This is a genomic window from Bartonella sp. ML70XJBT, from assembly GCF_028618425.1.
In the GTDB taxonomy this organism is placed as follows: Bacteria; Pseudomonadota; Alphaproteobacteria; order Rhizobiales; family Rhizobiaceae; genus Bartonella.
Genome location: NZ_JAQISX010000009.1, coordinates 39431 through 52420, shown reverse-complemented (window position 1 = coordinate 52420; position 12990 = coordinate 39431). Strand labels below are relative to the sequence as shown.

Genomic DNA, 12990 nt, shown 5'->3' with positions numbered 1-12990 from the left:
TCTATTTTATAATTTTTTTGTAAAAATGACAGAGCTAGATTGTATTTTTTAGTTCTTTTCTAATTTCATATTTACATAAAACACAAAAAATACTAATAAACTCCATATATCAAATCAAAACGTATTAAATTTTCTTTTGGTTAAGTTTTTAATACGTTATGTATTTTCTATAAGTAAGGGGGGAAAAATTGTGGTGGAATTATGGCTGATCTCTTAAAAAATCGTTTCTCCTTATTTACTTTCACGACAGCACTTCTTTTTTTGACACATCCTATTGATGGTTTTGCGCGCAATGCTGAATCTCAAGTTCTCTCTGGGAAAAAGCAGTCTTCATGCGATCAAAATGCAGCATTTTATCAGTGTGATGATGGTGAAGCGCATGAAATTAATAATAAAGTTTATTCGCTCACAGATCAAAATGCTCATGGTGTTCATGGAGCTATAGAGGCGTCTAAGGCTAATACATCTCTTCGTGGAAAGAATATAACTGTTAAGGGTATTGGGGATGAAAAGAATAACTCGGAAAAGAAATTTTGGAAATATGGCGTAAAGGCTTCAGAAAAGGCGCACGTCTCTCTGTCCGATTCCACGTTGAGTGGGGTTTTAGTGGGGGTTGAATCTCAAGGTGCCTCCATTGCAATATCTGGTGGATCGATTGATGCAATTAAAGTGGGGGCTTTGGCAGAAGGGAAATTTCAAAGTTCAGTTCATTTAACAAATACTCAAGTGAGTTTCGGGGGCATTGGGGTTAAAGCAGGAGAAAAAGGGAAATTTATTTTAGAGGGTGTCTCTATGAGCGGTAAGGGTGGTCCTAGCAAAGGGGGACAAGGACAAAATACGGATTATCAGGGTGATAACGCTGCTTTTCATATATCTGGAAATGGTTATGTTCAGTTTGTGAAAGGTTCTGTTGATGTGAGTGATGCCCATGGGCTTTTATTTCTGGCAAATAAAGGTTCTCAGATTGATATTGGAGATTCCAATATCACAGTAAAAGGAAATGCATTTCATGGTATGCACTTTGAAGGGCAGGAAGCATCAGAAGGGCAGGGAGCAAAAGCACGTGTTGATTTGAAAAAGACGCGTTTTGTCGTTCCAGAGAGTATAGCTCTTTACAGCAGTAAATTGGGGAAATCTGAGATATCTTTAAAGGACACAAAGCTTTTTGGAGATTTGTTGCTGAAGGCTGAAGGGGGCTCTTCTATAAAGGTTACCACTGATGCTTCTGCACTTGTTGGTCAAACTCAGATTGATAACAGTTCTATAGCCGATCTTATCTTGAAAAATAATTCACAGTGGGCTTTGTTGCGACCAAGACATAAAAATTTACAAGACCCTGATTATAGAGATGTTTCATTTATTTCATCGCTCCATCTTGTTGACAGCTCTATTGTTTTTGAAAAACCAAAATCCAGTACCGCTCATACCTATCAAACACTTCATATTGGAAAAGGAAGTGGTGTTGTTTATCAGGCATCAGGTGATGCTTGGATTCATTTGAATGCACGATTAAATCCTCATGATACAAGTAACAATCAAGTAACGGATCGGCTCCTCATTCATGGTGATGTTAAGGGAAAAACTATAGTAAACATACAAGGGGTTGCTGGAGGTTTAGAAGAAAAAAACGAAAAAGCGCATAGCGTTTCAATTATTCAAGTTTATGGCAACGCGTGGTCTGACTCTTTTCAATTGAATGGGCAGTATGTTGCATTGGATGGCGCGCCTTATAAATATGTTCTTCGTTCTTATGGCCCGAAGGCAACTGGAAGGGAAGAACATGTTAAACAGCGATTTGCTCAAAACGGAGGGGCGTTTTGGAATTTTCGTTTAGAAAACGAATATGTTCAAACATCTCCTGATTATAGAGATACTCCTAGAGTTTCTAAACGAACTCCTCCTACACGTGCTTCTTTTGAGGATATTATTCCAGCGTCTTCTGCGGGTGTTGTTCCGGCGTTTTCAGCAGATAGTCTTTCTAAGATTGAAACTGTTTCTCTATCTGGGCGTGGTGTAAGATCGGTTGTTCCGCAAGTTTCAACTTATCTCATTTTACCCAATAGTTTGTTCCATACTGGTTTGATAGATATCAGCAATCAAAATAAGCAGTTGGAGGTACAGCGTGTTCATCTTCGTGAAATGTTGGAAATTCGTGAAAAACCTGCTTCATTTTTGCGTGGTTATGGGGGGAGTTATCGTTATACTTCAGATTTGTCTGCGTTCGAATATGGTTATGGAGGCGATCTAGGGTACTATGCCCTAGAGGCGGGTATTTTGTTACAAAAAATTGAAAATGTTGAGAGTGCCGTATCCTTTGGGGTTATGGGATCGTACGGAAAACTTTCTCTGCAACCTTTGGATGTTGAACAAAGTCAAAAAAGTACATTTGATAAATGGACTGCTACAGTTTATGGTAGTCTGCAGCATGATACAGGATTTTATGTTGATGGTCTTGTATCTTATGGTTTGTTTCAGGGTGATGTTGTGACAACTGTACGGGGTAAGACAGCAACATTGAAGGGAAATCCTTTAAGTGTTTCCTTGATAAGTGGTCAGAAAATTGCCACAGGATATGAAGGTGTTGTTTTTGATCCACAAGCGCAAGTTGTCTATCAATATCTTCAGTTTAATGAAGCGCGTGATATTGATCATTTTAATATTGAGATGGATAAGCTTGATCAGTGGGTGGTGCGTGTTGGTGGACGTTTGATGAAGACACTTGCTGCGCCTGAAAAGGATCGTGATGTTTCTTTCTATGGTAAGATTCATTTTGCTCATGATTTTGGTAAAGAAAGATCTGTGCGTTTTAAAGATTCTTTCCAATTGGGCGCTTTTGGTTCTTCTCTAGAGGCAGGATTGGGGCTTAATGCTCACTTGTCTCAAAAAATCGCACTTCATGGTGATTTGGTTTATCAGCATAAGTTGAGCAAAGGTGGTTTTTCTGGAATTAGTTTTTCTGGTGGATTACGCTATCGTTTTTAGAATGATTGCCTTTGGGATTAATTTAAAAAAACCACAAGTATCGCTTGTGGTTTTTTTATTATTATTTTGTTTGCAACTTTGAAGATAAGCTTTTTAAAAGAATGTTTTTTTGCATGAAAAAATTTGTTTCTTTTTAGAAACGAGATAAGGCTTTATGGGGCTCAATTTTTGCTTTTTATGCTGTTTTCTTCTATGCAAGATACTGATCTATAATAATTGATTGTTTTTTTATTGAATGAGAAACACAAAATATCGTGGGATTCTCTTATTTTAAATCTGTTCTATGTTGAATCGATAAAAATCATTCGTTTACACATTACAAGTGGGGAGAGCCGTGTGAATAAAAACTGGATAAGAGAGAAGTTAAAATGTCTCTTCTGAGCTGTCTTAAGGAGCCAAGGGCTGTTATAACATTTTAGGATTGATAAAGTAGGGGGTCTCGGTTTACTTATTCATAAGTGTAAAAACGGGATGTTTAATGAATTTAATATTATACTCTTCATGGGCGCTATCGCAAAATGAGCTTCGGTGTGTTGAGAGATGTGTTTTTAAAACAAGCATGTGATTGGCAACATATCTATATGCTGTTTGGGGCTATTTTATATGATGATTGTGATTTTCTTAGAGAACGCGATAAACATAAAGTTATGAGGCAATATGTCTCTCCTTTTTTATCAATTTACAAATTTTCTTGAGATTACTGCTTTGGGATGCGGGGGATTTCATTCTATTTTTACGCGTTTTTTTGTAAATAATACAATTTAAAATTGTGATATTTTTAAATTATGGCTTTACATAAAGTGCATAGTGGATATATAAAACACAAAACGTATTTTAATTATCACGCGTAACTAACGTTATTAAATAGAACGCGTGTTTTTTTATTTTTAGAGAAGGGGAAGAAAGTTTGTAGAAAATTATGTTTAAAAATCATCTCTCTTTATGTCGTTTTACAACGGTTATTTTTTTCTTTGTACACAATGCTGATGCCGGTGAAGTTTCCTCTCAGAAAAAGCAATATTCATGTAATGAAAGTGCCTCATTTTATCATTGTAATGATGGTCAAACACATGAAATTTCTAGGAAAACTTATCAACTCACGGGTGAAAGTTCTAAGGCAGCTTTAGAGGCATCAGGAGAAAATACACTCATTGAGGGAGAAGCTATAATCATTAACAGTGTTTTGAATGCTGATGGACACTCTGAAAAAGACACTTGGACAACAGGTGTAAAAGCTTCAAAAGGGGGAGGCGTTGCTCTATTTAATTCCATGTTAAATAATGTGTCGATAGGAGCCGATATTGAAGAGGATGGCGCTTTTGATATGCAAAACGGGGTGATCAAAGCAACCAGAATGGGGATCAGTGCTTCGAGTGAGCAGTCGCTTGTTTCTTTGACCAAGACAGAGATTAAGACATCTGCTGGTGCAATAGCTCTTTTAAGTCATAATGGGGCAAAAGTCTATATGAAAGGAGGAAAAATTGACTTTGCGGATGGTATTGCCGTTCAAACAGGAGGAGGGGGAGAATTTAATTTAGAGGGAGTTTCTATAACAGGAAAGGGAAAACAGGCAACAAATACAGACAATCACCATAAAAGTTCTGCTTTTAGTATGCTTCAAGGAAAAGGTATGATTCATTTTCAGAAGGGAAATGTTCATGTTAACAATGCTCATGGCCTTGTCTTGCAAGGGAATAATCATAATGCTGCTCATATCAAACATTCCAATGTTTTTGTAAGAGGACAAGCATTTCATGGTATGCACTTTTTTTGGCAAGCTGTCTTGAATGATAAAAAAACAATCATACCTGGAAAAGGGGCAGTCCAGTTGACTCAGACAACTTTTATGGCCCCAGAAAGTACGGCTCTTTATAGCCACGAATTTGAAAGTTCTGTTAAACTCCTACAAAATTCAAAAGTTTCTGGCGATTCACTTCTGAAAGCAGTTGAACATTCCAATATCAAGATTGAAGCTGATGCTTCTACCTTACAAGGAAGCGCATATGTTGATGAAAGTTCTACAGCTGAGATAGTGTTAAAAAATGGTTCAAAGTGGATTTTATCGCGACCAAAATATGGACAATTACAAAGCTCTGATGTGTCTGGTTCTAGGTTAGGAAATTATTCTTCTATTTCATCGGTCGAACTTACGGATAGTTCTCTTATTTTTGAGGAACTCAAATCCAAAACAACAGATGGTTATCAGACACTTCTCATCGGAAAAGGATTAGGGACTGTTTATAAAGCGTACGGTGACGCATATCTTTATCTTAATACCTATTTAGATAAAGGAGGAAGGCTTGAAGATCAGAAAACAGATCGTCTTTTAATCAATGGTGATCTTGAAGGAAAAACAACAGTTGATGTTTATAAGGTTCCTGGAAGCCCAGGGGCATTGACAGGAGAGGGTGGTAATGATCAGGGAATTTCCATTATTCAGGTTTATGGACAAGCCGCTGAAGATTCTTTTCAGTTAAAGGGGGGGTATGTTACACTTGAAGACTCCCCCTATCAGTATCATCTTAAAAGTTATGGTCCAAGCTCTGTTTTAGGAACGGCTGATTCCAATCAAAGGGTGCTTAAAAACACTGGAACATTTTGGGATTTTCGCCTTGAAAGTAAAATGGTTGATTCTTCCTCTTTTGATCCCACTGAAGTTTTTCCTGTTCTTGATTTCATTGACCCTCCTGTTTCTGATGAGGTTCCTTCTTTCCCTAAAACTCATCCTAATATAACTAGAGGTGAAGAGGAGGCTATTGATCCTAATTCTCAGCAAAAGCCTCAGGAGCCAAGTCTTTCTTCTTCTGTAGATTCTTCTGATAGGGATTCCCATCTTAAAACTATATCTGATGCTTCTGATGTTTTTGTGCTGGATGTTCCAAATCCTCCTCCTGTTTCTCCTCCTTCCTCTCTTGCACCTGTTATTCCAGTTATGACTCCATCTCATCCAGTTGTGCCAACATCTGGTTTATCTGTCCCGCCCTCTGTCGCTCCTACTTCTTCTGTTGTTTCTCCCCCTGCATCTGGCTCATCTGTCCCGCCTTCTGTTACTCCCCCTATTTTTGAGCTTTCTTCTCACTTTTGGCCAAATGTGAGGACTATTGTTCCACAGGTTTTGACTTATGTTCTTGTGCCAAATACCTTATTTCATGCTGGATTGGTGGATATCAGTTATCAAAATAAGCAGTTGCAAACACTGCGAACTTTTTCTCGTCGATTGTTGAAAACTAATGAAAATCCAGCTTTATTTTTGCGTGGTTACGGGGGACATCATCGTTATGCTTCCAATTTGTCTGCACTGGAATATGGATATGGAGGCGACCTTGATTATAATGCACTAGAGGCAGGTGTTTTACTCAAGAAAATCGAAAATGTATATAGTACGACATCTTTTGGAATTATGGGAAATTATGGCAAACTTTCTTTGCGTCCTCGAGAGGTGAAACAACATCAAGAAAGTATATTTGATAAATGGACAATCACAGCATATGGGAGTATGCAGCATAATACGGGACTTTATATAGATGGTCTCTTCTCTTATGGTTTGTTTAATGGCAATGTTCTTACACGTGAGCGAGGTAAAACGGCTGCATTGAGAGGCAAGCCCTTAAGTTTTTCCTTAACCGCTGGTAAAACATTTATGATAAGCTGTCGATGTTTTATTTTTGAACCACAGGTTCAATTTGTTTATCAAAATCTTCAGTTTCATAATACGCGTGATATTGATAACCTTAATATTGATATGCGAAGACCAGATCATTGGGGGATGCGTATTGGCGGGCATTTAACCAAAACACTGACATTGATGAAAGATGCACAGGTTCTCTCATTATATGGTACGTTTCATTTCGTTCGTAATTTTGATGATAAACAATTTGTGTATTTTAAAGATGCTTTCCAACTTGATTCTTTTGGTTCTTCTTTAGAAGCTGGATTTGGTGTTTATTCGCAATTATCCACAAAAATCACTTTTCATAGTGACCTGATTTATAAGCATAAATTTACCAAATCTGGCTTTTCTGGAATGCATTTCTCTGGTGGACTAAGCTATCATTTTTAATTTTATTTTTCTTTAATGCATCTTTTGTGAAAACTATAGACACAAAAAATGACCTTATTGTGTTTTTTTCTGATTTTTAACTTTACGTATAATCCAAAAAGAATTATGTTAAAAAACATAATGGTAATAATCTATCGATGAACTAGGTCTTTTTTTTCGATTTTTAATGAAGATGAAGTAAGAGAAGTTTAGAACTAATCGTGATGGAAGCATTAAAACCTCATGTATCTTTATGTGATCTTAGGACGTCTGTTCTATTCTTTGTTTACAATGTAAAGGAACAGGAACGTGTCGTTTTCTTTTAAAGTATTATTGATGTGATGCTTTTGAAGAGCGTGGGTTGTGGTGTGAGTGATATTCGTTCAGATGCTGCTGATACTGATAGCAGTTTTTCTGGTGTTTTGAAGGCAAAAAAGTTTGGTTAGGTAAGTATTAAGGTAGAGAAAAAGGAAGTTAGAGATTGGTGGGGTTTTGGCGTTAAAAAAACACTGCTACAATTTTTTAAGAAGATTTGCATGAGAGAAATGAAGATTGCTTCGGATAAGGTTTTCGTTACTGGAAGTGGTGAGAACACGGTTAATGATAAAAGTATAAGCGTCTATGATCATGGTTTTCATCAGGCTGTTTGGGGACTAAAGCCAAGGCGATTTTCTTTTTATTAAGGATGGTAAGATTAATGTTTCAAATATTGATGGTCTCGTGATGGAGAGCATGGAGGTTGTTTTTAAGAATTCAAGTATTTCTTTTCATGGTCGTGAAATTCGAGAGAGGACTTTAAAAGAACGTCCCTCACAAGAAGAATATATAGAATCAGAGGCATTGGCTGGATTGGAGAAATTCAGTTCAAAAGACTAACTTTAGTGTTTCTAATGGCACAGCTATTTATATCGGTAGCCTTTTTCTCTATGGGATATTTAAAAGGGGTGTTCTCATGCAAGCAAGAGGTAAGACAACAACATTGAAGTAAACAGCTTTGGGAGGGCTTCATTAATTGCTGGAAAGTCATTTATGAGCGGATATAAGGGGCGTATTTTTGATCCGTAGTTTCAGATCGTTTATCAAAATGTGTGCTTTGATAAGACATTAGATATTGATGGTTTTGATATTGAAAGGGGAAAACTTGATCTGTGGCTGATGTTTGGTGTGTGGGCGTTTAAGCAAGACGCTTGTGGCTTTTTGAAGAGGGAAAAGTTGTTTCTTTCAATGAAAAGTTTCATTTTGCCAATAGTTTTAGAAAAAAACAATGTGTTCAGTTTGGAGATGAATTCTAATGAGGAGCTTTGGGTTCTTTTTTAGAAATTGGAGCGGAGTTGAATATGCAGTTGTCTTCAAACTTTGTATTGTATGGAGATGTCACTTATCTGCATCATTTTAGAAAAGTAGCTTTTTCAGGGATGATTTTTTCAGACGGGTTGCGCTGTCATTTTTAAGCGTCCATGAAATATAATCTGAATTTTATATAAGCTACAGAGTGTTGTGTTAAGTATAAAATGAATATCTAAGTTGTATACTTCTCACTATTCATTTGTTTAAGTGAGTGTTATTGCGCGTATTTTTTATTTTTAAGTCAGGAAGGGGGGAAAAAGAAAAATTGGGAATAGAATTATGGTTAATGTATTAAGGGATTATAGATTTTTATTTATCACAACGGCTATTGTTTCTTTTTTGCCAATCGTGAGTGTTCATGCAAATTCTCTTCATTTAGGAAATCGCTGTGATCCAAATGCTCAGTTTTATAAATGCAATGATGGTAAAAAACATACGATTGAAAATAAAACTTATCATTTAAAATATTCTCAAGAATATATTTCTGACACTACTCCTATTTCAGCTCTATATGTGGAAAAAGCAGGTACAGTTGTTGATGCATCTCAGATAACTGTTACGGGTGATAGCGCAGATGAATTATATGGCTATGGTGCATTAGCAAAAGAGGGAGCTCGTCTTAATCTAAAAGATTCAAATTTTAAGAATATACCAGCCCTTCATGCTGAAAGTGCGGTTATTCGCATGACAGATGGCACTATTACAGGAGTTTCTCACGCTATTTCTGCATTGGGTAAAGGAACAGATATTGCTTTAGTGCGTGTCAAGATTGAAACGACACCAAGAGAAAGGACATCGAAAGAATTGAATGGTATAGGAGAGATTGCTCTGATTAGCAGTTTGGGTTCAAAGATTAGGTTGTCAGGGAGTAGCGTTATTTTTAATGGGAAGGGCCCGTTTTCATCACTTTTTGGGGGAGAGTATAGTTTCGATAGTTCTGTCATTAAGGGAAAAGGAGAACAAAAAACTGTTATTGTTGGTGAGAAAAGTGTCAATAAATTACCAGAAGCTTTTGATATCTCTCAAGGTGGCTTTGTTCAATTGAATAATAGTTCTATGGAACTGAGTGATATGCATGGTTTTTTGGTTAAAATTTCTTCAGGGAATGTGAATAATAAAGGTAGGTTGTTGCGAGCATTTAATTTAGCTGATGCATTTAAGAAGACGAATATTAAGATTGAAAAATCCAATATTTCTATTCAGGGGAAGGGCGCTTATGGTCTGTATTTCTATGGATCAGATTCTAATGATATATGGGGTAATATGAGTGCTCTGAGAGCGCAGGGTGTTGCTCTGGAAAAAGCCTCTGTTCAGTTATCAAAGACAAATTTTTTAGTTCCAGAGGGGATTGCCGTTTATGGTACGGGAGATGCTGGTTATGGGGCTGAAGCTATCCTTGAATTATCGGAAAATACAAAGATTTCTGGTGATTTATTGTTAAAAGCTGAAAATAATTCTTCTCTTCGTGTTCAAGCCTATTCTTCGACTCTTACAGGAGGAGCACGCATTGAAGGTAGGTCTCGTATTGATTTGCAGTTAAAAAATAGTTCAACATGGTATCTTACTAAGAGTAAATATCAAGGCTCACAAGACTTTACGGTTTCATCACTTTCTACTTTGAGCCTTTTGGATAGTACCGTTGTTTTTGAGAAATATGTCTCTCAAGATTATCACACATTGTATATTGGAAACAAAATAAACAATGGAGACGATATTCATACATTGGACAATAGCAATAAAACAGCTGGTATGAATGACGTGTCCAATAAAGTATACAGTGCGGAAGGTAATTCTCAGATTAAGATGAGCACATTTATGCATAGTGATGGTTCATTTAATTCTCAACAAACGGATCGCATTTTGATCTATGGGGATGTTGTGGGAACCACCCTCATTGGGATGGAAAAATTTCAAAAAACTTCAGATAAAGAAGCAGGCAGTGAAGGAAGTCAAAGTGTTTCACTTATTCAAGTTGCAGGGACGGCAGAGGAAAATTCTTTTAAGTTACTCAATAGTTATACGACGGTAAATGGTTTTCCTTATCAATATAAACTTCGTGGCTATGGTCCAAATTCTTCTGCTGGAAATGCGGATCCCCAAAATAGATTGGTTGCAGGGAAAGGAGATTTTTGGGACTTTCGTCTCGAGAGTGTTTATATTGGTTCTGAGTTAGATTCTTCTGAATCTGCTTCTAAGCCGACGCCTACGGTTATTCCTCCTCAATCTGAGGAAGAAAAGACCCCTTCTGAGCGACCAACAGAGACTATTTCGCCTGAACAACCGCCTACTGTTGAGCCTCCACTTCTATCATCTACACCTTCTTTGCCTGAAGGATCTAACCCATCTGAAACATTTTCTCCTACGGATTCTACACTTACTCCTTTTAAACCTGTTTCGCCTCAGCCTCCTTCTGTACCAACGGCTCCAGAGGATCCTTCTACTGTGCCTATGCCTTCTGTTCCCGTTGAGACTTCTAGTGATGAGGTTATGCCATCTAAGCCATCTGTTCCGGTCGTTCCTTCATCTACAGATTCTCCTTCTCTACCCCTTGAACCAAAGCCTTCTAAACCTTCTGCTCCTGTTGAGCCTTCATCTCATCTTTCTGTCCCATTTAATGGGCAGGCTGAACAAGGAATTAGAGCTGTTGTTCCTCAACTGCCAACGTATCTCCTTTTGCCAAATGCTTTATTCCAAGTGGGGTTGATGGAGATGACTCCGCAAAATAAGATGTTAGAGACAATGCGGGGTGCTTTTTATTATTTTTCTAAAAAGAATAAAAATACAGCCTTTTTTCTGCATGCTTATGGGGCAAGCCATCATTATGCTTCCAATTTATCTGATCTTGAATATGGCTATAGTGCTGAGCTTGATTATAATGCGTTTCAAGCAGGTGTTTTGTTAAACGAGATGGAGAGTTTATATACGCGTACATTCTTTGGGGCTTTGGGAAACTATGGAAAACTTTCTCTAGCACCGCAGAATGTTGAACAAAGCAAAAAAAGCTCATTGGATAAATGGTCTATTGGGGCCTATGGAAGTCTACAGCATGATACAGGTTTGTATATCGATGGGGTGTTATCCTATGGTCTTTTTAAGGGAGATATTTTAACCCTTGCACGAGGCAAGGTTATGGCGTTAAAAGGGAAACAGTTTAGTGGATCTTTAACGAGTGGCAAAACGTTTGTAATAGGGTGTAAAGGTATTGTTTTTGACCCACAGGTTCAGGTTATTTATCAGCATCTTCAGTTTAATCAGGCATATGATGCTGATCATATTGATGTTGATTTGGGAAAATTTCATCAATGGATGGGGCGTGTTGGTGGGCGTTTAAGCAAGACGCTTGGTGTTGTGGAAGAGGGCCGAGAGGTTTCTTTTTATAGTAAGTTTTCTTATTTGCATAATTTTGAAGATAAGAAATTTGTTTCTTTTAAAGATGATTTCCAGTTAGGTTCTTTTGGTTCTTCTTTGGAAGCAGGGCTTGGGTTTAATGCACGTCTTTCTTCAAAATTTTCGCTTTATGGGGATGTCACTTATCAGCATCGGCTTAAAAAAGTTGGCTTTTCTGGTGCGAGTTTTTCTGCTGGATTGCGTCACCGTTTTTAAAAGAGCTCCATTGTGCATTTTTATAGGAAAGGCAGAAAAATTTTCTGCCTTTTTACTCTCTTATAATTTATACTCCCTCGTCAATATGGTTATTTTTTAAAGTATAAAAATGATTTCTTTGATTGATGATTGAAGTTACTCAAGATGCTTTCTTCTATGTAATGAGAATTTTTTCTACAAGTTTTAATATTGTGATATGAGGAAAGATTTCATTATGAATGTGATGAAAATCTTTTATATTGAAAGCTTTGTTGCGTAATCTTTCAAAAGAGGTAGTATTGATGGTTGTTTGTATTAATATATAGTAGGATTAGGACTGTTTTTTTAGCGTTTTTCTTAAGATTTTTTTAGGATTATTTTGTCTGTTTCTTTATTCGTTTTTTAGATCAAACGTTGAGATTTTGTGATCTTTATATATTGTTTTGAATTTTATTTGAGAGAAAAAAATAAACGGTATTCACGTTTATATTCGTCAATATGCATATTTTTTAAGATGTTTACTTGGAGATTTTAGATAAATACTTTTATTTTTAGAAAATACTGAGAGAATTTGAGATTAAATTACCATAAAATAAAGGATACTTAATCGTGTTTTTAAGGGTATTTTTTCTTTTTTGCAAATAATAGATGCCAAGAGCAACTTTGATAAGATATAGATTATAATAAGTGGGCATCATTATTCTATTTTCTAGGCTTTCAATATTGCACTGACTTTAGCATTTGAAAGACTTCATAAGAGGCATGTTTAATCTTTTCTTGAACGTTTTGTATGGATACGGGATTTTCCCTGTTTGTAATGTGCAAGCAGACGGTTTTGGTTACTTTAATATAAATAGATTTGAATCGAGAGAATTTTATGATTTTAAGGTTTTTCACTTGACATGTAAAACAGTAAACACCCCTTTATTAAACCGATTTGATATGTCTAGATAAGAAGCTACATTGTTGATCAGAATTGTTAAGGAATTTTATTTTTTGAGGTATGGAGTAGCGGTCAAAAAATTTTTATTGAGAAAAAT

General features: G+C 36.5%; 5 protein-coding genes. All 5 read left to right on the top strand.

Annotation, left to right across the window (positions count from 1 at the left end; genetic code table 11):
* Positions 1-201 precede the first annotated feature (201 nt).
* The 5 genes from PVV65_RS05055 (at position 202) to PVV65_RS05035 (ending at position 11971) form a co-directional block, all read left to right on the top strand.
* Positions 202-2982: an autotransporter outer membrane beta-barrel domain-containing protein gene (locus PVV65_RS05055; protein ID WP_273789423.1), complete on the top strand. Its 2781-nt coding sequence runs from the start codon at positions 202-204 to the stop codon at positions 2980-2982.
* A gap of 919 nt (positions 2983-3901) precedes the next feature.
* On the top strand, positions 3902-7042 hold the full coding sequence (locus PVV65_RS05050) for an autotransporter outer membrane beta-barrel domain-containing protein (RefSeq protein ID WP_273789422.1): 3141 nt from the start codon (positions 3902-3904) through the stop codon (positions 7040-7042).
* Positions 7043-7557: 515 nt separating this feature from the next.
* Positions 7558-7704, top strand: a complete 147-nt coding sequence (locus tag PVV65_RS05045) for a hypothetical protein (RefSeq protein WP_273789421.1) — start codon at positions 7558-7560, stop codon at positions 7702-7704.
* 49 nt (positions 7705-7753) lie between these two features.
* Positions 7754-7897: a hypothetical protein gene (locus tag PVV65_RS05040; protein ID WP_273789420.1), complete on the top strand. Its 144-nt coding sequence runs from the start codon at positions 7754-7756 to the stop codon at positions 7895-7897.
* Between the two features lie 750 nt (positions 7898-8647).
* The gene (locus tag PVV65_RS05035) at positions 8648-11971 is read left to right on the top strand and encodes an autotransporter outer membrane beta-barrel domain-containing protein (protein ID WP_273789419.1); all 3324 of its coding nucleotides are present in this window, start codon (positions 8648-8650) and stop codon (positions 11969-11971) included.
* The last annotated feature ends 1019 nt before the right edge of the window (positions 11972-12990 follow it).

What these genes read in the sequence shown, in the direction of transcription:
- PVV65_RS05040 (WP_273789420.1), top strand. Translation starts at nt 7,754, where the DNA reads ATGGAGGTTGTTTTTAAGAATTCAAGTATTTCTTTTCATGGTCGTGAA.
- PVV65_RS05055 (WP_273789423.1), top strand. Translation starts at nt 202, where the DNA reads ATGGCTGATCTCTTAAAAAATCGTTTCTCCTTATTTACTTTCACGACA.
- PVV65_RS05045 (WP_273789421.1), top strand. Translation starts at nt 7,558, where the DNA reads ATGAGAGAAATGAAGATTGCTTCGGATAAGGTTTTCGTTACTGGAAGT.
- PVV65_RS05050 (WP_273789422.1), top strand. Translation starts at nt 3,902, where the DNA reads ATGTTTAAAAATCATCTCTCTTTATGTCGTTTTACAACGGTTATTTTT.
- PVV65_RS05035 (WP_273789419.1), top strand. Translation starts at nt 8,648, where the DNA reads ATGGTTAATGTATTAAGGGATTATAGATTTTTATTTATCACAACGGCT.